The organism is Seonamhaeicola aphaedonensis (assembly GCF_003386195.1).
Taxonomy (GTDB): domain Bacteria; phylum Bacteroidota; class Bacteroidia; order Flavobacteriales; family Flavobacteriaceae; genus Seonamhaeicola; species Seonamhaeicola aphaedonensis.
Genome location: NZ_QRDX01000009.1, coordinates 75,018 through 96,773, shown reverse-complemented (window position 1 = coordinate 96,773; position 21,756 = coordinate 75,018). Strand labels below are relative to the sequence as shown.

The window sequence follows — 21,756 nt, the reverse complement described above, 5'->3', positions numbered from 1 at the left end:
ACTAAATGGGTAATGTTAAAATGAATTCCGTTCCAATATTTTCAGTTGACTCCACTGTAATTTCTCCTACGTGAGCTTTTACAATGTCATAACTTAAGCTTAGGCCCAGTCCGGTACCTTGTCCGGTAGGTTTGGTGGTAAAGAAGGGCTGAAAAATTTTGCCCAAAATACTTTTTGGGATCCCATTGCCGTTATCTTTTACCGAAATAGAAATACCACTGTCTATTTTTTTTGTGGTGACCGTAACCGTCGGATCGTAGTCTGATGGCTGTTGTTTCTTTTTTGCAGTAACTGCATAAAAGGCATTGGTTATTAAATTTAATAAAACGCGTCCAATATCCTGTGGTATGATGTCTATGTTTCCTATGGATTCATCAAAATGCGTTTGAATGTTGGCATTAAACGACTTGTCTTTAGCACGTAACCCATGATAGGCCAATCGTAAATATTCATCGGCAAGGGTGTTCAAATGAGTGGGTTCCTTTACGCCACTACTGGTCCGGCTATGTTGTAACATACCTTTTACAATACCATCGGCTCGTTTGCCGTGATGATTGATTTTTTCGAGGTTTTGAATGACATCACTAGCAAGTTCATTTACTTCTTCAATCTCACCATTTTTTAGTTCTTCCAACATTTCCTCCAACAATTCCTTACTGACTTCCGAAAAATTATTGACGAAATTTAAGGGGTTCTGTATCTCATGAGCGATTCCCGCGGTCAATTCACCCAAACTTGCCATTTTCTCGGATTGAATGAGTTGGGATTGCGTTTGCCTAAGGTCTATCAAAGCCTTCTCTACTTGTTCTTTGGCCGCCTCAAGTTTTTTAAAATCTTCGTAACGCGCATAGGCTGTACTAAAGGCCTTGGCCAAGGATTGAATGATCTCGATTTCATTTTCCTTTAAAAGCATAGTGTTACCTACATATAGCATCCCTTGTTCAAAAGGGACAAAATTTAAATGTAACTGGGCTGGCGGTGTTTCGACTCCTTGATAGAACATGAGGTCTTTAAGCAAGCCTTTATCTACAAGATCTGTCATAAAGGCCACAAATTCCATTTTGCTCCACGACGTTTGATAGATTTTATTTTTCTTCCAGTTACATACAACATTTTTTGCAATGTCATTGGTGTCATAACCCAATTCAAAAGCTGCTAAAGCTTTTCCGTCTGGTGCAGATAAATAGGTGTTTATTTTTTCATGTGCTTCATTTATTATAAATACCCCACAACGAATAAAAGGGACTCCAAGAATATCCAACTCATTCCATATAGAAGGAATGATCTGGTCAAGATCTTTAGACGTTCTCATGGAAGAAATTTTAGCTCTAAGCCGATCTAAACTTGATTGTTTTAAAACTTCTTTAGCCTGTGCTTCGGCTTTTTGAAGGTCTAGGAAACGGGTATAGGTTTGTTCAAAAACTTTTCCAAAACGTTTGAAAATATCCCAATCATTTGTGACAGCTTCATAGGTTATAAACATAAGATAACCATGTGTAAAATAAACGATATGGAATATTTGAAAGGTTGGTAAGGAAATGCCTTTTTTATCAAATCCCTCTAAGACCTCTCCAACAATTGGGAGAGTTTTCATAAAGTCATAATGCTTCACCAATTTTTTACCTCCTAATTCTGCGACATAAAAGCTTTCTCCATTTTTTAAGGGGCCATAAAAATTATATCCTTCACCAATAGTTGGTAGTGAAAAACCTTTTTGGATTTCGCCTTCACTACTCATATTACAGGAAGCGGATTTTTTATCTTCGGATTCCCAAATGCAATACCCTGCACTCCATGCGGGTATACCCAATGCCTGAACTTGTAGAAATAAGTTGTTCGCAGCTTCAGGTAGTTCTTCACTTTTTTGCATGGCCATGGTTCTGCTTCTTACTTTTTCAAGTGCCGTTTCAATTTCTAGTTCTCGGTTTTGTACTTCAACAGCTTTTCGCTTCTGTTCCAGCTCTTCTATGGTTTCTTCCAATAAAATACCAGTGGTGCGTTTTACTTTCTCCGTTCTTTCCAGTTTGAATTCTGAAATCGTCAAATCGGAATCCACTTTCTTGACCAATTTTAGGAGCGCCGTCTTTTCATCGGCAGTTAAATTTTCATTCTGCTGAATAAAATCGTGTATGGTTTGAAGCTGTGGGTTCATTTATTTTTCTTTTAAGGCCACGGTACAAGTAGTGAGGTTATGTAGTTCAATATTTCCACCGGTGGCTCTACCAAACTCCCCATTGCTAAACATACCTGCCATAGGTGCGTTCCAAACATTTTTAACACCGTCAAGTTCTTTAGACATCAATGGTCCAAGCGTAAGAATTCTTCCAGCGCAACTAAAAACTACAACCGCATCTGCTTCGGACATTTTGGTTTCTTTTAGTTTTTCAACTTCTTTAACAACTTTATCAATCACATCAAAATCTGGTGGCAATGAAAAGCGGACTTTAGAACCTTGCGGTACGGTACCGCCCGTGTAAAAAGAATGATCAGACCAATCTACTACCAAGCCAGGACGCATAATAGGATCTCCTTTTTCTCGTTGTAATTGCAAAGGGAAATTGGATGCAATTTCCACAAGAAGATCAGTATTCTCTGGGGTGATGTTTTCTAAGCCCCCGTATTTAGCGGTAATATCTAAAGCAGGAATATTATCAATGGAAAACACATGATTTCCTTCACTTTTTGTGACGGTTTTTTCTGTACCAACGGCCTTCCAACCACAGGTGGAAACTCCAAGAATATCTATTTTGGTTTCATCCAATGCTATACATACTAAACCACATTTACTGTCCTTTGCATTGGAAAAAACAAAGGTTTCTGTGAATGCATAATCATCACCAGCCGCACCGCCAAAAATGGTTGCTTGTTTGCCAATTACATCTTCCAGTCCGTGCAATATTTCTTCGCCATCACAAGCCGGATCGCTAGTGCCAATTAAAAATGCCGGTTTTGCAAATCTTAATTTTGACTTTTTCGCAATGGAGTTTGCCACTTCTCTGAAGTTTTTTTCGGGGTATTCTTCAAAATAAATTTCAAAATGTTCTTTTTTCATGTCAAGTAAAAGAATGGCTGCGGAATCTTTTTCTGGTTTTTCATCAATAAACTCGCCATTGGTTGTACAGCCAAAAATTGCAATGCCTTCAGTATCAAGTAACTTACTGATAGCGGTTCTGTCTTGGCTTATGGATACAAATGCAATGGCCAGCGTGGGCTTAAAGCCATCTGCCATAGTATTTTCCAAAGCCGTTTTAATAGCTTCGGTTGATTTTCCTTGTATCGATTTTGCTTTCATGCGTTTATAATATTATATTAAATCGGTAGCATATTGTTCGCTAGTACTTGTTTTCCCAGTTGATAACGTTTTGAATATGCTCGATTCATGATTTTATTTTTCTTTTAATGCCACCCAACTTACTGTAGTGCTGTGAAAATCACAGGGCCCGTCATCAAGTTTTCCAAATTCACCCATACAGAAAAAGCCTATCATAGGTTTGTTCCAAATGGTTGCCAGTCCTTCTATTTCTTGAGAAACCATGAGGCCTAATGTTTCTAACCTGCCTACACAGGAAAAAACAATCAATGCATCAGCGTCAGGCATATTTTTTTCTTTTTCCTTTCTTGTACTTTCAATTACCGTATCAATTACATCAAAATCAGGAGGCAGTGAAAAACGAAAGTGTTGGCCATCTTTCACTTGCCCGCCAACCATTACAGAATCATCTTCTGTGTTCCAGAGTAATACGGGTTTCATCATAGGGGTTCTCGAGGCTCTTTGAAATTGCAAAGGAAACGTTGAATCCAAACGAACCAAACCTTCAGCTGGTTTATTTAATGATATGTTACTGCCCAAAAATTTTCGGATAACATTCATGGCGGGTTCATTGTCGATGGTATATACCCATGAACCTTCAGACTTAGTGATTTCCTTTTCTATTCCGACTGGCTTCCAGCCTGAAACAGCAAGCCCATTTAAAGTAATTTTATCCTGGTCAATTATGAGGGCTAGAAGACCGCTTGCAGTGGATGCATTATTTGTAAATACAATACCTGTAAAACTATTTGGATCTCCAGCTGTACCCCCCATGATAGTAGCATTATTACCAGCTGTATCTCTTAGTCCTTTGATAATATCTTCACCGGGCATTAAATAATCTGCAGGAGAGATAATAAAACCTGGATTTTTAAAAGCCTGAATTCCAGTTTCACCAGTTTGTTGGGCAGATTCGTATGGAGACATTTTTTGATAATCTTTCAATAGAATTTTAAAACAATCCGTTTTAATGTCTAATAAAAGCACAACAATATCTTCTGCTTCAATGCCTTGTTCTGTAAATTTTTGGCTTGAGCTTGCTCCAAAAATGGCAATACCTTCTTTATCGAATAGTTCAGCCAAGGCTTCTGCAAATTCAATATTTGTTATGAAAACAAAAGCGAGTGTTGGCTTAAAACCATCTATCATACTATCTTTTAAAGCCGTTTTTATGGCTTCGATTGATTTTCCTTTTATCGATTTTGCTTTCATGATTTGGTTTTCTTCAATGATTGGTGGTTTTATTTTAATTCACTTACTTCAATCAACGTTTTCTATTTTATATTTGCCACTACAAGGATGGTTAAAACGAGGAATTTAAAGTTTCGCTTCATTGTGTTTAGTTGTTAGCATTTAAAAGCAGATTAACATCATGTAATGTTAAAGTGGTTATAAAAGATAGGGGCAACTCTCTGGGTTTAACAATTCAACCTAAAGCCTTATTGGATAACCAATTGGACGCTAAGGTTTAACAATTGTTACAATTTCTTTATAATTGGTCATCCACTAGAACTGAAAATAAATAAACTGTTCACCACTTCCTTGAGCAATAATTATTAAAAAAGTCATGATGGCCCATACGACACCTAATACATAGGGCGATGTTTTTAAAGAGACTTCTTTCATAGAAGTGTTTCTCATAAACCAATGGCACAAAAACATTATTGCAATTACTGTAGTTACCTTAATAATAGTAAAGGTATCTAATATTTTTTCGCCCCCGGTTTGCATATAGAACATAGATTTAACCATATTCCAAGCTTTTTCAAAAGAGTTAGCTCTAAAAAACACCCAAGTGATATTCACACAACTAAAGGTGATAAATGCCAAAAGCATACCGTTCCATTTGGTGATTTCAAATGGTAAATAGCGTCTTTGTAAGCGTTCCAATATTAAATAGGTACCATGTAAACCACCCCAAACCATAAAGGTCCATGCGGCTCCATGCCATAAACCACCAAGCAACATAGTAACCATTAAAGCAACATACATTCTAGTAATACCGTGACGATTTCCTCCTAACGGGATGTACAAATAATCTCGTAACCAACTAGATAATGATATATGCCAGCGTCTCCATAAGTCTGAAAACCCAAGAGATGCATAAGGGTATTTAAAGTTGTCTGGCAGAATAATTCCTAACATTAAAGCAATGCCTATGGCACAAGTAGAATAGCCTGCAAAATCAAAGAATATCTGTCCAGAAAAGGCTATAGTTCCTACCCAGGCATCAACTCCATGAAGTAGTTTGGTAGACCCAAAAACATCATCGGATGTTCCTGCCAAAAGTGTATCTGCCATAACCACTTTTTGAAATAAGCCAATGGTTAATAAAAATAGCCCCCAAATAAACTGATTGGTGGTGGCTTTCTTTTCTTCGTAAAATTGTGTGATTAAATCTTTAGCTCTAACAATAGGTCCTGCGACTAATTGTGGAAAGAAAGTAACATATAAAGCAAAATCTAAAAATGTTCTGGCTCGTTCCGTCTTCCTTTTATACATATCGATGGTATAAGACATGGTTTGGAACGTATAAAATGAAATTCCCATAGGCAGAATAATATCCATAGGTTTTGCCTGAAAATCTATTCCAATCGCATTCATAATTATTACAAAATTTTCTAGAAGAAAATCTCCATATTTAAAGAAACCTAAAAAGCCAAGGTTAACAAGCATACTTAATATAAGCCACATTTTGCGTTTCTTTTGGTTCTCTTCAATAGCTAAACGTTTTCCGGCAGTCCAGTCTATCATTGTAGATATCCATAGTAAAATAACTAATGGTGGATTCCACATACCGTAGAATATATAACTGGAAAGAAGAAGCATACGCTTTTTGTTAGTCCAGTTAAAGATTTTAGAATAATACAGGGCAAGAACGATAATTAAAAAAAGTATAAAACTTAGTGAATTAAATAACATAATCAGTTAGGTTTTTGGATGGTTAAAGCGTTGTCTTTTTTTAGAATTTTTATTAATTCTTCTGTGTAATAATTCGCGTTTTCAATCGAAAGATGGGATTCTTCAGGACAGGTTAAATTTTTAAATTGATCGTAATCTTCAAAATGATAGCTTTTAACTTGAGCTAAATTGACTAATGAATCCCAAAACCTTTCTCTAGGTAGCCCCATTTTTTCACCCATTCTCACACCTCCGCTAGAAGGCGGGCGAATCAAAATTAGATTACCGCCTTTTTTCTTGAATTTTTCAACATCCTTCATGAAAAAAGATGTTGTTCCGTCTTTATCTGGAGCAGGTGATCCTTTACCAAAGAAATGCCAAACTTTGATAATCGAGTTAGCAAAAGCAGTATCTGTTACCGTTTTTGGCATCATGCTTATATTTCTGGGAATGGAAACATCTCCAAAATTGTAGAATGGAGGTTGGGCAGGAGGAGGAATTCGTTTTCCCCAGTGAACATTTCTTAATAAGGATTTTAAATCGAGATCGTCGGCCCATTCTTCCTCATCGGCAGACATTAGTACCAAATTTTGTTGTAAGGGTACAGATAATAGAAAGTTTGATCGCTGCGCATAAGTTCCATCAAAGTAGTGGTCTACTTTGGCTTGCGGTCGTTCCCAAGGAAATGCTTTTGGAAAGGTGGTAGAAAAGAATAATCCAGGGGTAACGCCTACAACAATAGTACCGTCGAAATCAGTATTATTTACGATGTCATGAAATGTAGGAAGTGGGGAAGATCCTGTTGATGCTAATTGCAGAAGTTCTTTCCCTGTTAATTTTTTCCATTGGTCTACTTGTATATCAAAATAAGCTCTTGACGACCCAAGTATGACGACATCATCTTTAGTGGCTGATTCAACTTTAGCTCTGGTCATGGCCTATAGAGCTTTTTCATCGTTTAGGGTTGGATGGAAACCTTGGGAGCGCCAATACATTTCCCATACTACCGTTGCAATTATAGTAATCGCAATTGCAATAATTAGTGATTTTTTTAATTTCATTTTGGTTGGTTTTGGTTGTTAGTGCTTTGTTAAGTGTCCATCTTTGATTAATTGATTTACCATGTCTTTAGTGTAGGTTTTAGCATCTTCAGCATTTAGGTGTGACCAGTCAGGTAAATAATATTTAGACATGAATTCGTAATCTTCAAAATGATAGGCAGGACAATTTACAGTTTGAATAAATTTATCCCAGACCTTTTTTCTTGGCATCATACGTTTTGCATGCTTGAGCCAGCCTTCTTCTGCCTTATGCCGAATAAAGATGATTTTACCACCTTTAGCTTTAAATGTATTGATAAGTAATGAAAGTTCAGTAATTACAGAGGCCGCTTCTTTTTCAACCTTATCAGAGTAGTCTGGTAGAATAGGTATAACTTTATCCCACATATCTGTAATTTCTTTTTGATATATTGGATTATTAGTCATACGCGGAAACATGATGAGGTTTCTGTCTTCATCATTATAACCAATGTTAACCAACTTAAAACCGTTAGTTTTTATTCTACCATCATTAATAGAAATAGTGTTTATTAGAGATTTTAAATCCAGATTGTTATAACTTTTTAATTCGGAAGCTGATAACATAACCAAATGCCGTTGTAACGGTTTTGACAGTTTAAAACCTAATCTTTGAGCATAGGTTCTGTTATAATAATGTTCTACCCATTGTTTTGCTGCTTTTATTCTAAACTTTTCAAAAATAGCTATAGGTACTACACCAATAACTAATGTGCCGTTAAAATCTGTATTATTAACAATGTCCTCAAAAAATGGTGTAAAAGGTTTGCCATTGGCAGATAGGTTTATTGGTTTTATACCTTGTGTTTCTTCCCAAATATGAGTGTTAAAGTTATAACCTGTTCTTGAAGCACCTAGCAAGATTATATCCTTGGAAGTTGCTGTCTCAACTTTAGATCGTTCTTCTGCCCACAAATTTCTATCATCTTCTAAATAAGCGATGTAATAATCTGTTTGGGTTCGCCAATATAACTCCCAAATGGTTAAAGCGATTAGAGTTAAGATCAACGCTATTATAAAGGACTGTTTTAATTTCATAAAGGGTAGTTAAATATTGGATAACATCTATTTTTTTATGGCATCATTCACATGCTTAGTGTCAACCATTTGTTGAAAGCTAATTGCTTTTCCATCTTTTAACTGCCATAAATGACTCATTTGTGCATTAATAGACGCTCCGTTTTTCTTGTACTTCCCTTGGTATCGACCAGTTGCTAAAACATAGTTGTTAGACATATTATGAAGTTTTAAATCAACTAGGGTGAAATTCTCCCATTCACCACCTACACGAGCAAAAACACCATTTAAAACTGCATCTGGTCCTATGTATGGATTCTTATCGGCATAAGGAAAATTTTCTGCTTCGTTCCATAAAATATTAGCATCAAAAGCGGCAAGTACATTGGGTACATCACCAGCTGCAAATGATTTATATATACCCTCAATTAAGCTAACATTTTCAGGGTTAGAAACAATTCCTAATTGTTGCATAAATAGCATGTTATCCATAAAATCTTGTTCTTGAGCAATTTTACCATCTTTCATTACGGCAATGGTAGCGCCAGATAAGTCAACCGTTTTTCCAGTAGCTGGAATCCCGAAGAAATTCCCAGAGTGCGTACCCTTAAAATTCCAGTGTTTTACAATTTTATCATTTTGACCAAAGATTTCATTAATGGTAAATTCAATATCTGAAAACCCGGTTATAAAGTTTGAATAATAAGCTTTGAAATCTTCAATACCCACTATATTTTCAGGACTGGAAATCATGGTGATATTGCTGTCGAAATTGGTGTCATTGATCTGGTCTAAATTGCCCTTATTCACAATTTCATCCCAAACGTTAGAGTACATGATAATATTTTTTTCCACTTGAGCATCTTTGCATGCAGATAAAAAGATTATAACTAATAAAAGAGAAAGATTTCTAAGAGTTTTCATTTTTGGTTGGTTTTTATTGGTTGCTATTATGTAAATAAAATAATTTCAATTACCCACACACTGAAAAGCCCATACTTAGAAGGGCTTTTCTGTATAGTATAAGATTATTGAAGTTAGTTTGAAAGTTTTTTGTTAAGGGTATATATATATGCCCAATCACTATCAATGCAAGCTCTGAATTTATCTCTAAGTGCATCAGTTTTCTTTTTGCCATTGGCTTTTTCGTAAACTGTCCAAACGCTATCGGTGTCAACATCTAACCCAGCGAAGTTTTTAAAAGGAACTGCTATGAAATAGTCTGACACCTCTGGTCCACCCCCAACAACACTGTACCAAGTACCTCTGTTATCACCTTCGGCTGCTTTAACTGCTTTACTTATTTCAGAAACAACCTCTTTAAATGCCGTTGAATTATTGACTTTAACATTATAGACCCAAACGAGTCCCATGTCTTCAAGAGGTGTGCTTCTACTGTAATCTGGCATAGACCACCCTATGTTATAATGTATGCTTTCAACATGAGGCATAATTAAATTAACAACAGTCATTCTACATTCTTTACTGGCATCATCGCCATCTTCATCCATTTCGGCCCAATTAGCCATCATACTTGTTAGAGTATAAACCGTGCCTTCGCCTTGTATACGTTTCCACATATTCCATTTGTCTTCGCCGTTATTTTCTAGGTAGCACTCTTTCCAGGCTTTTACACCCTCAAGAAATTGAGCGTTGTGGCCATTTTTTACAGTAATCTCTGATAGATTTAGTAAATAAGATTCATTCTCTTGTGATACTACTAGCATTGGCAGCAGTAACAATAAAAAAAATAGTTTTTTCATTTTAGGTTGGTTTAAATTAATTAATAGTTACATGTGTTAGAGCTATTCTAACATCATAATTAATTTAGGGCAGTATTTTATTGCTATTAAGAGAAGGGATAAACACTCTATAGAATAGAATATTTATTTTAAAGATAATGTTTTTTATTTGTAATCAGCAAAAAAAAATGCCCAACATAAGTTGAGCATTTAATAACTAAGATTTAACCTTGATTTATTTAACCAATGCTTTTTCTTTTTTTGAAGAAAAATCTACTTCAACTTGATTTTTTGTAATGTCATCAAACGTTTCTCTTTTTCTTATTAAATAGGCTTGGTTTTTATACCATAGTACTTCTGCTGGTCTATATCTAGAGTTGTAGTTACTAGCCATGGAGAAACAGTAGGCTCCAGCATTTTTAAAGCATAATACATCACCTTCGCTAATTTCATTAATACGCCTGTTGCTACCAAAAGTATCGGTTTCACAAATATATCCCACAACAGTATAAAAACGCTCTTTACCTCTTGGATTAGAGATATTTATAATATCATGATGTGACCCGTAAAACATAGGTCTTATTAAGTGATTAAAACCAGAATCAATTTGAGCAAAAACAGTTGAGGTGGTCTGTTTTACAGCGTTAACTTGCACCAAAAAGTTGCCAGATTCACTTACTAAGAATTTACCTGGTTCAAACGCCAAGGTTAATTCTTTGCCATACTCTTTACAAAAGTCGTTAAACCTTTTGGAAAGTTTTTTTCCAAGTTCTTCAATATTGGTTTCAATATCACCTGCTTTATATGGTACTTTGAATCCCGATCCAAAATCAATAAAATCTAAATTTTTAAATTGTTTGGCAGTTTTAAATAATATTTCGCTAGCATACAGGAACACTTCAATATCTAAAATATCACTACCCGTATGCATATGTATACCATTTATAGTCATTTTGGTATTCTCTACAATACGCAAAATGTGTGGAATTTGGTGAATGGAAATTCCGAATTTAGAGTCGATATGTCCAACTGAAATATTTGAATTTCCTCCCGCCATTACATGCGGGTTAATACGAATACATACTGGAATATCTGGGTGCTTGGTTCCAAATTGTTCTAAAATAGATAAATTATCAATATTAATTTTTACACCTAATTTAGCGGCCTTCTCAATTTCATCTAAAGAAACACCATTGGGAGTAAATATAATTTGCTCGGGTTTATAACCAGCGGTTAAACCAAGTTGAACTTCCTGAATGGAAACGGTATCTATGCCAGAACCTAATGAGTGTAAAAGTTTTAATATGGATATGTTAGATAATGCTTTAACAGCATAATTTATCTTTAAGCTTTTAACATCTTTAAATGCGTTGGTAAGTCTCTTATATTGCCCTTCAATTTTTTCAGCATCATAAACATAAACAGGGCTTCCAAAATCTTGTGCTATTTTAAGCAATTGATTTTCCGTCATAATTTTCAAATTTTTTACCAAAGATATTTTATTCAATCGAAATAAAAATAAATAACTAAAAAATTATACAAATTAAACATTCTGTTAATTATTTAACTTATTTGAAATATAACAAGTTTTCACAATTAATTATTAGCGAAAGTAATTGCTATTCTATACATTTGCTTTTCTTAAAATATTGAGCAAATTATGAACTTACACGAATATCAAGGTAAAGAAATATTAAGCAGTTTTGGAGTGCGTATTCAGCGCGGTATTGTAGCACAAAATGCTAGTGAAGCGGTTACAGCTGCAAAACAGTTGACTAATGAAACAGGAACGAGTTGGTATGTAATAAAAGCACAAGTTCATGCAGGTGGACGTGGAAAAGGTGGTGGTGTGAAGCTAGCTAAAAATTTACAAGAGGTTGAAGAAATAGCTGGTAAGATAATAGGTATGAATCTAATAACACCACAGACCTCTGCTGAAGGTAAAAAAGTACACCAAGTTTTGGTTGCAGAGGATGTTTATTATCCCGGTGAAAGTGAAACAGAAGAGTTTTATATGTCTGTTTTATTGAATAGGGGTACAGGGCGTAATATGATCATGTATTCTACCGAAGGAGGTATGGATATTGAAACTGTTGCAGAAGAAACACCTCATTTAATTTTTACTGAAGAGATAGACCCATCGGTTGGATTACTACCTTTTCAGGCAAGACGTGTAGCTTTCAACTTAGGTTTGTCAGGAATGGCGTTTAAAGAAATGACCAAATTTGTAATGGCGCTCTATACGGCTTACGTAAAATCCGATTCGTCTTTATTTGAAATAAATCCAGTTTTAAAAACCAGTGATAACAAAATTTTAGCAGTTGATGCTAAAGTAACTATTGATGATAATGCGCTTTACAGACATAAGGATTATGTAGATTTAAGAGATTTACGTGAAGAAAACCCTATTGAGGTAGAGGCTAAAGAAGTAGGTTTAAATTACGTAGATTTAGATGGTAATGTTGGATGTATGGTAAATGGTGCTGGTTTAGCAATGGCTACTATGGATTTAATAAAACAAGCGGGTGGTGAACCAGCTAACTTCTTAGATGTTGGTGGTACAGCCGATGCGGCACGTGTTGAGCAAGCCTTTAAAATCATTTTAAAAGATCCTGCAGTTAAGGCTATCTTAATCAATATTTTTGGTGGTATTGTGAGATGTGACCGTGTAGCACAAGGTGTTATAGATGCTTATAAAAATATGGGTAATATAGAAGTTCCTATTATTGTTCGTTTACAAGGAACTAATGCTGATATTGCTAAAGAATTAATTGATAATTCTGGGTTAGCGGTATTGAGTGCTACTGAGTTTCAAGAGGCAGCAGATAAAGTACAAGAAGTTTTAGTATAAAACTTTTTTTAATTACAATTTTTAAGGAGCAACTTTATGTTGCTCTTTTTTGTTTCTATTTTTCTATCAGATAATAAAAATCTGCGTTTTCAAAAATTTTTATAAACTAATAACAAAATTATATTTTGTTTGAAATTAAACAAATTAACATATTATTTTAAATTGTTGATAATCAATTTTTTATGTTATTTTTTGATTGTATGAGATTTGAAGTAATTTATTATCTTATCAAAAAATAATTTTTAAAAATGAGATTAAGTCATTAAAATTAACGATAAAAAACGCTTGGTTTTTCGATGAGTTACATTATATCAACGATTATAAAAGGATGGTTTTGAGTAACTTTATATCATAATTAATTAATCCTTTTCCGAACAATGATTAACAGAGTAGAAAAGTTAAGTCTGCTTTCTGAAATGATTGCATTTGCGAAGTATGACAAAGAAATTAACGATGTAGAGTATGGTTTTCTGTTGGGGGTTGCTAAACAACTCGGGATTAGCAGATCAGATTTTGATTACTTAATAGAGCATCCAGTCACTTATGTTCATTTAAAATCGCATAGTGAACGCATTGTTCAGTTTCACAGATTGGTATTGTTAATGAATATTGATCAAGGTAATCAGGACAATTCAGTAGGCATTATAAAACTATATAATTTTGGTTTAAGAATGGGTTTAAGTCATGAATCTATTACTAAAGTGTTGTATTTAATGGAGAGCTTTCCTAATAAAATAGTACCTCCAGACGTGTTGATTGATATTTTTAAAACGCAGTACAATTAATATAAATCTGCTAAGTAATTTATAATAGTATTGTGTAGACCTTCGGGTATTAGAAAAGCTGAAAGTTTATACTTTTAGCTTTTCTAGTTTTTGCTGGTAAATTTTTATTTCGTCTCTTAATTGAGCTGCTAACATGAAGTCTAAAGCTTTAGCAGCTTCTTCCATTTGTTTACGACGCTGTTTGATTTTTTTCTCTAATTCAGGTTTACTTAAATAGTTACTTTCTGGTTCTGCTGCCTTTAAAGCGTCCATTTTGTATTTATAAGTACTTACCGAATTTTTAGCTAAGGCGTTGTCTAAACTTTTATTGAGTGCTTTTGGAGTAATATTGTTTTTACTATTGTAATGTATTTGCTTTTCCCGTCGGTAATTGGTTTCATCAATGGTTTTTTGCATACTATTGGTTATTTTATCAGCATACATGATGGCTTTTCCATTAATGTTTCTGGCAGCTCTACCTACTGTTTGGGTAAGCGACCTGGTTGAGCGTAAAAACCCCTCTTTGTCAGCATCTAAAATGGCAACCAAAGACACTTCAGGTAAGTCTAGACCTTCCCTTAGTAAATTAACACCTACTAGGACATCAAATAACCCTTTACGCAAATCTTGCATAATCTCAACACGTTCCAAGGTATCAACATCACTATGTATATAGCGACAACGAATTTGAATTCTGTCTAAATATTTAGTCAATTCTTCTGCCATTCGTTTGGTAAGCGTTGTAACCAAGGTGCGTTCATCTTTTTCAACACGAAGTTGAATTTCTTCTATTAAATCATCAATTTGATTTAAACTCGGGCGGACTTCAATCTCTGGGTCCAGTAATCCAGTGGGCCGGATTACTTGTTCAACATAAACCCCATCGGTTTTTTGTAATTCATAATCAGCAGGGGTTGCACTAACATAAATTACTTGATTTTGAAGGGCTTCAAATTCCTCAAATTTAAGTGGTCTGTTATCTAGTGCAGCTGGTAGCCTGAAGCCGTATTCTACTAAATTTTCTTTTCGGCTTCTATCACCGCCATACATAGCGTGAACTTGTGATATTGTTACGTGGCTTTCATCAACAACCATTAAGAAATCTTTAGGAAAATAATCTAGTAAACAGAATGGGCGTGACCCTGCTTGTCGTCCATCCAAATAACGTGAATAGTTTTCAATACCAGAACAGTAACCTAATTCACGAATCATTTCAAGATCAAATTCCGTACGCTCTTTTAATCGTTTTGCCTCAAGATGTTTGCCTATTTCCTTGAAATAATCATATTGTTTTACGAGGTCGTCTTGAATATCATTGATAGCATTTTGTAATATATCTGGTGAGGTTACAAACATGTTAGCTGGATAAATATTCAAATGCTCATATTTTTCAATAATCTGATTGGTTAGAATATCAAAGGATTCAATCTCCTCAATTTCATCACCAAAAAAGTGAATGCGGTAGGCATTATCTGCGTAACTGGGAAAGATGTCAACAGTGTCTCCTTTAATTCTGAAATTTCCATGATTAAAATCTGCTTCGGTTCTCGAATATAAACTTTGAACCAGCATGTGTAATAATTTCGTTCTTGAAATTTCCTGATCTCTCTTTAGCGTTAATACGTTTTTTTGAAACTCTATAGGGTTTCCTATGCCATACAAACAAGAAACTGATGCTACTACTAAAACGTCTCTTCTTCCTGAAAGTAAGGAAGACGTGGTGCTTAATCGCATTTTTTCAATTTCTTCGTTTATTGATAAGTCTTTTTCAATATAAACTCCTGTTACAGGAATGTAGGCCTCTGGTTGATAGTAGTCGTAATAAGATACAAAATATTCAACAGCATTATTAGGAAAAAATTGTTTAAACTCAGAATACAGTTGCGCTGCCAATGTTTTGTTATGTGCCAGAACTAATGTTGGTTTTTGTACTTTTTCAATAACATTGGCAACTGTAAAGGTTTTTCCAGAGCCCGTTACCCCCAATAGTGTTTGGTGTTTTTCATTAGTTAGGATGCCTTCAGCTAATTGATTGATAGCTTCTGGTTGATCTCCGGTGGGACTAAATTCTGATTCAATTTTAAACTGCATACTAATTTAGATAAAGTGTCTAAATTACTTAAAGTAGTTGGGAAATTGAATTTAAAGTTTATAAAAATATGGTTTAGCGTTTCAAGGTGAAATGACCGAGCAACGATCTACCATCTGGTAAAGTTAAGCTAAACCAATAATCATCAGTAGGCATCAGAACTCCATTAAAGGTGCCATCCCAACCTACAGACAGAGGATCTAGCTGTTTTAACAATTTACCATAACGATCAAAAATACGTATTACACTTCCAGCATGGGTCATATCTAAGCCTTGTATTTGCCAATGCTCATTAGTACCATCTCCATTAGGTGTGAAAAATTTCCTATGTCCTATGACTGATATCCGTAATTGAACTTCGTCACAAATTGTTTCTACATCTTGAGCAAATAGCGTATAAAATCCTGCTCTAACATTGTTAAATACAGGACTTTCTTGATATGGGAAATAAACTTGATTATCGTCTGATACCAAAGAGAACATATAGGTACTATTGCCAAGGCTAGAAGGATTAATAATTGTTACAGAATTATTTTCAGAGAGGTCTACGATTTCGATATCATCAAGTGTTATGTTTGGAGGATCTGCTGCTTTAACATCCACAGTTTGTGTTTTTGAACATAATGTGGTTGGGTTTGTTAATGTTAACGTATATTTACCTGGTAAAGGTATGTTGCTGCTAGGTAATACAAGTGTATTTCCAACAATACTACCATCTTCAAAACGCCATTCATAGGTAAAGGTTTCAGAAGCATTGATTTGAACCGGAATTATATCTTCCGGTATAAAAGGGTTGCCGCAAACAAGTATTTCTTCTTCAAGTATAAACTCAGGTAAAGGGTTAACGCTTAATTCTATAGTTGTAAATGCAGAACAAGTCGTATTTATAGGATTGATTACTTCAACGTCTATGATTTGATTAGATGAAATGAGTGTATTTGGAAAATTAGTAGCTTCATTGGTTACAGTTGATCCATTTTCATCAATGTATGTGAAATAAATTTCCATGTTGTTTTGAGAGCCTCTGATGGTACTTTCAAATGCCGACAAATCAAAATTGTGTAAGCCGTCATTTTCTTGGGTTAGATCTAAACCATCATCGCAAAAAACTTGAGGAGATACTTGGTTTGCAATTATGGGTTGCTCATCTATAAAGAACTCTACATTAGTTTCGTCATAACATGCGCCATCTGGGTCATTTGTAGAATTATTAGTAACCCTAACCGTGATGGTTTGATTTTCTGTTAGAAATGTTGGTTGAATGGGACTTATTACTGAGGTTCCGTCTGCATATAACAAAGGATTTCCAACATTATCAAAATATGTTATGGTAACATTCATAGGATCTTGACCATTCAAAATATCGGCTTCTAGATTTGAAGTGTCAAACGGATAGCTCAAAACCGTATCGTTCGTGTCATAATCACATTGGCTACTAAATGTAACTGGATATGCAAAGGGTAACGTCTCTACATTTAATAATGATGTAAATTCTCTTAATCCTAAGCAATCGTTACCTAAATCACTTTTTACTCGAACCCAAATGTTTTGTGAAATAGGTGAACTTGTATTTTGATGGTTGGAAATATCTGGTATTTCATTAGTTTCCAACTCGGCATCCACTTGACTTTCGTAAAAATGAATAGTTACGTTTAATGGTACAAAAATGTTTAGTATATCATTATGAATATCAGTTAAATTGAAGGAAGCAACATTTCCTCTTACTGTTGAACCTGTTTCATCACATTGAAACAATGGATCTGGATTATAGTTATCTAAAGTGGCACTTGAGGGGTTGATTTCTAATGATAAAGGTACTACACGGTAGCAGCCATTAGGATTTGTGGCTCTAATCCAAACCGTTTCTGAAGAATTTGTAGATAAGTCAACAAAATAGTTCGTTTCATCTATTATCTCAATGCCTCCAATGGTTTCTGCTTGGGTTTGATCATTATAATATGTAAATGTTAAACCTTCGGAAATATAATTAGGGTTGATTTCTTCCTTAATCCAATCTAAAGTTAAATTGAAATAAGCTTCTCTATCATTTGACGCGTCATCGCATTGTCTATAAGTGTTCGGGTTATTTACAATAGGTAAACTAAAGACTTCCACATCAAAAGTTGTATCAGCTATACAAGTATTGTAAAGATTGTTAGTCATTCTAACATAAATGGTTCGACCTCCTGGAACGGAGCCAACAAATGAAGATGGTGATACAATTGGAATTGAATAAGCAGCATCAATAAAATAAGTCAGACTAAAATCTGTTGCGCTTTGTCCGTTTAAAATTTCAGTTTCTTTTTGAGTTAAGTCAAAAACTTTTAAGCCATCGGTATCCGTACCAACTGAAGTGTCATCGCATTCTTGAAGTGGTGTGACAGCCAGAGAAGGGAACGGACTTTCATAAACTTCTAAATCAAAACTAGAAACATCATAGCAAGTAGTATTAGCATCATTTTCAACGCGTGCATAAATGGTGGTATTACCACTTTCAAATGGACTTGTTATAGGGTTAGCTCTATTATCAGCATCAGCTTGTGAGGCGTGATAAGTTATGGTCATTCCTGAAACCGTATTTATTGAACTGTTTTGTGATTCTAAATCAAAAGGCATAGTACCATTGTTGTCATCATCACATAATAACATGTTAGCAGCTGTATTTGCAACAGGAAGCGTATCAACCGTTAAAACTACTTCATCAGAATATAGCCCACAGCTATTTCCGGATCTATCTAATTTTACTCTAAATAGGTAATTATCAAAAGATAGCTGTGCATTACTAATGGTTAAGTTTTCAGTAGTAACCCCAGAATATATCATGTCATCTGAAAGTACATTCCAGTTCATTCCGTCAGCGCTTAATTCCCATTGATAGGTTTCGGCATCAGGGGAAACTACACTGATAGTACCATTTGATAATTCACAAACTGTGGTGTTTACAGGTTGCGTTGTAATAGTAATTGGTGCAATATCAAGATAATCACTGTTTGGTAATGAGTAGCCATCAGAAACATTTATCACTACACCATTATTGGGATCGGTTACTACTGGATTATCACCTATTAAATCATCAGCATTACCATCAGAGAAGCCAGCTTCTATGACATCGCTACAGCCATCACCATCACTATCTAAATCTAAGTAAGAGAAAATAGTATCAGTGTCTAAATCGTTTGGTGTATATCCAATTAAGTTACTATCTGGCAAAGTTTCGGCAGCATCTGCCCAACCATTTACACCATAATTTGGACCATCTTCTATACCATCCAAATCAGTATCAGATAATATACCTAACTGTCCTGATTCAATTAAATCATAAATACCATCATTATCACTATCCAAATCATAAAAATCAACAACACCATCTGAATCAGTATCAATTGGTAATGAGTTTATATCGTAAATATCATCTAATCCGTTTGTGTCTAAATCAACTCCAGAAAGAGCAACTAGTGTACCTTGATTTTCAACAAAATCTGGTATACCGTCATTATCGCTATCAAGATCCAATTCATCTTTAATCCCGTCATTATCATTATCATTTTTAAAGCAGTTAAGTGAAATATATGCTTGAAAATTAGAGTTGTCTGTTAAATTACTTAATCTATGAATGAATCCGAAACCATCTACCTGATTTGCAAAAAATTCAAAAGGTGTTGCTCCTAAAGGAGAAGGATTGTATTTAAAATGGATCTCAGAACCTGAAATTTGTGTAATACCTGTCTCAAAAAGACCATCAAAATTTGAATCAACAAGTAGTCTGTCGTCTGGATCTAACAAAGTAATATTTTTATTGGCTGGAGTGATTTTAGCAATAAAAAATTCACCATCCACTGACGTATGGATATAAGAAATGTCTTCGGACAAGTTTACATTTACAGACTCGGTAAATGTCATAGCATAGTTACCTTCAGCACTTGCAGCTGCCACTACGGTACTGGTGAAATTTCCTAAATCGTTACCAGTAAAAGTATTTGCTACTCCCGAACTATTTGTAGTTGTAAAAGTTCCTGAAGTGATTGTGGCATCCGTAGTAGTATCTTGAAATTCCAGAATTGGATTATTTAAATCATTTAAATTGATGGTTACATCGCCTCTTGACTCTGTACAGTTTAAAATACCATCATTATCATTATCAATATCCAAATTATCAATAATACCGTCATTATCAATATCATCAGGACAAATACTCACAGGAATTTCTTTAGACTCAAGTTCTCGAAGTGTACAAGGTATAATACCTATAAGCTTGTATATTCCTGGCTGGGTTGGAATAATTTCATTACTAGTTTCAGACATTTCTATAAACCCAGAACCATCATCAAAAAACCACTTAAAACTTTCAAAGCTTTGAGCATTGGCTACTGATAATTTAAGGTCATTGCCAATGCAATTTCCCTTAGGAGTAAAGTCTACATCAAAATTAATTTCTGGAGCCGACGGAAACCCAGAGTAGAAGCTTCCTGAGGTTGCCACGCCATTTTGATTGAAATAAGAGACATATAATTCATCGGTGCTCTCTACTGAAATATTTCCACTTAAGCCTGTTAATTGGTATGTAACATAATCTGGTTTCCCAGTTACAGGGCTTCCGCCAGAAATGGCAGTACCGTTTACAGAAACTGTACTACCTGTTTTAGAAACAATGTTTATTCCTCCAGTATAAGTAAGTCCTCCAATACTAGTTATATCAGCAATATTGTCAAGGTTGCCCCGGGCTTCACAATTTAAAGGTGGCACAAAAAATAAGCCTTGATTTGCCTGGGATGGTTGCCCATCACTATTTAAACCTCCAATTCCTTGATAAGCAAATACAGGTTCTGAAGTTAGAACATACATATTATTATTAATATACTGATCTCCTTCAATTACATAAAATTCTCCAGCATTTATTGTTGCTATAGGAGTAGTGTCCCCATTAATATTGATTGTGGTATTATTAGTATGAGCAACAATTAAAACATTTTCCCAAGCGTTTGTCCCATTTCCTTTTACAAAAATATATTCTGTTCCAACTTTCGAATAATCTACAATTTGATCTATGCCGTAATCTCTTCCATTTCCAGCATCAAAACTGCCATTAGCAGAGCCGCAGTTTACCACTATGGGTTTATTCGATGTAATCAGTGAACCAATAAGCCCCGTTTTATTATTGTTGGGATATACTGCGGAATAGCTGTTCATTGCAATACAATAACTTTCTCCTTTATTCAGTACTCTATCATACGGAAATGTACCGCTAAAATTTTCTACTTCTGTATTGTTGTCTATATCAGAAAATGTAATAGTAGTGTTGTCTTCGGTAGCCATTACACAGAGGAAGCTCATTAAATTTTCACTGTAAGTAGTAACCCCGTTTTGGATTCTGGACGTTCGACCAGCTTGATTAGTAAAAGCACCAATTCTAAAAGTTGTGCCTAATCCATTTTCACCTTTGCTAACTAAAGCTCCTGCTTGTGAACCAGCGTTAATTCTTACCGAAACATATATTAGGTCTTGGGCCTCTATGATATATCCCTTATTTGATTTTATGCTGCTAGTCTCATTATGATTAACAAAAAGTTGTGTGTCTCTACCAGTTCCTATAGAGTATATAAAAGGATTATTTTTTGAGACACTTCCATTTATATGACCATTAGTTCCCAATCCAACTGGTTTAATAGTAATATTTACAGGTAAGTTACTTGGAGTTGAGATATAAATATATTGATCTTGTGGTGCTGAAGAACCATCTCCAGACTCTGTCAAAGGCGGTATATAGTGTTTCTTACTAAGCTGTGAATATCCTATGCTAGAAAAAAGAAGTACTAAAACAAATAGCAGATTTCTTAAAAGGGAGCTAGTTTGCATTGCAATTTTTTACGATTTAGTTGTTGGTGAATCGACTGTTATGAACAGAACGAACATCAAAAATAAATTAAATATTTATTTTAGACCCTTATACTCTTTAAAGGTTTAAAACTTTTAGATAAAATGTATAAAATAAGTATAATAGTTAAA

The 21,756-nt window shown here is 34.7% G+C and carries 13 protein-coding genes; 2 read left to right on the top strand and 11 right to left on the bottom strand.

Annotated elements, in window-relative coordinates:
- Position 1 precedes the first annotated feature (1 nt).
- The 9 genes from DFQ02_RS15360 to lysA all read right to left on the bottom strand — a co-directional run bounded on the left by DFQ02_RS15360 (position 2) and on the right by lysA (position 11,520).
- Positions 2 to 2,152, bottom strand: coding sequence for a sensor histidine kinase (locus DFQ02_RS15360; RefSeq protein ID WP_245940274.1), 2,151 nt, complete (start codon positions 2,150 to 2,152; stop codon positions 2 to 4).
- A complete protein-coding gene (locus DFQ02_RS13860) occupies positions 2,153 to 3,292 on the bottom strand; it encodes an FIST signal transduction protein (protein WP_116525046.1) in 1,140 nt (379 codons plus the stop codon).
- A gap of 93 nt (positions 3,293 to 3,385) precedes the next feature.
- Positions 3,386 to 4,522, bottom strand: a complete 1,137-nt coding sequence (locus tag DFQ02_RS13855) for an FIST signal transduction protein (RefSeq protein WP_116525045.1) — start codon at positions 4,520 to 4,522, stop codon at positions 3,386 to 3,388.
- A 294-nt stretch (positions 4,523 to 4,816) separates the two neighbouring features.
- A complete protein-coding gene (locus tag DFQ02_RS13850; protein ID WP_245940273.1) occupies positions 4,817 to 6,139 on the bottom strand; it encodes an MBOAT family O-acyltransferase in 1,323 nt (440 codons plus the stop codon).
- A gap of 95 nt (positions 6,140 to 6,234) precedes the next feature.
- Entirely contained in the window at positions 6,235 to 7,146 is a 912-nt protein-coding gene (locus DFQ02_RS13845; RefSeq protein WP_245940272.1) for a hypothetical protein, read from the bottom strand.
- A gap of 144 nt (positions 7,147 to 7,290) precedes the next feature.
- A complete protein-coding gene (locus DFQ02_RS13840; protein ID WP_116525043.1) occupies positions 7,291 to 8,328 on the bottom strand; it encodes a hypothetical protein in 1,038 nt (345 codons plus the stop codon).
- A 27-nt stretch (positions 8,329 to 8,355) separates the two neighbouring features.
- A complete protein-coding gene (locus DFQ02_RS13835) occupies positions 8,356 to 9,231 on the bottom strand; it encodes an ester cyclase (protein ID WP_116525042.1) in 876 nt (291 codons plus the stop codon).
- 113 nt (positions 9,232 to 9,344) lie between these two features.
- Positions 9,345 to 10,070 carry a hypothetical protein gene (locus tag DFQ02_RS13830; RefSeq protein ID WP_116525041.1) on the bottom strand — a complete coding sequence of 242 codons (726 nt, stop codon included), beginning with the start codon at positions 10,068 to 10,070 and terminating at the stop codon, positions 9,345 to 9,347.
- A 214-nt stretch (positions 10,071 to 10,284) separates the two neighbouring features.
- Positions 10,285 to 11,520 carry a diaminopimelate decarboxylase gene (gene lysA / locus DFQ02_RS13825; RefSeq protein WP_116525040.1) on the bottom strand — a complete coding sequence of 412 codons (1,236 nt, stop codon included), beginning with the start codon at positions 11,518 to 11,520 and terminating at the stop codon, positions 10,285 to 10,287.
- A 189-nt stretch (positions 11,521 to 11,709) separates the two neighbouring features.
- On the opposite strand from lysA, the gene sucC reads away from it, so the two are divergent.
- Together sucC and DFQ02_RS13815 are read left to right on the top strand one after the other, a co-directional pair.
- Entirely contained in the window at positions 11,710 to 12,900 is a 1,191-nt protein-coding gene (gene sucC / locus DFQ02_RS13820) for an ADP-forming succinate--CoA ligase subunit beta (RefSeq protein ID WP_116525039.1), read from the top strand.
- 377 nt (positions 12,901 to 13,277) lie between these two features.
- Positions 13,278 to 13,685, top strand: coding sequence for a TerB family tellurite resistance protein (locus tag DFQ02_RS13815; protein ID WP_116525038.1), 408 nt, complete (start codon positions 13,278 to 13,280; stop codon positions 13,683 to 13,685).
- 66 nt (positions 13,686 to 13,751) lie between these two features.
- On the opposite strand, the gene uvrB is transcribed toward DFQ02_RS13815, so the two are convergent.
- Entirely contained in the window at positions 13,752 to 15,755 is a 2,004-nt protein-coding gene (gene uvrB / locus DFQ02_RS13810; RefSeq protein ID WP_116525037.1) for an excinuclease ABC subunit UvrB, read from the bottom strand.
- Positions 15,756 to 15,828: 73 nt separating this feature from the next.
- Complete coding sequence (locus DFQ02_RS13805; RefSeq protein ID WP_116525036.1) at positions 15,829 to 21,606, bottom strand: T9SS type B sorting domain-containing protein; 5,778 nt, start codon at positions 21,604 to 21,606, stop codon at positions 15,829 to 15,831.
- Between the last annotated feature and the right edge of the window lie 150 nt (positions 21,607 to 21,756).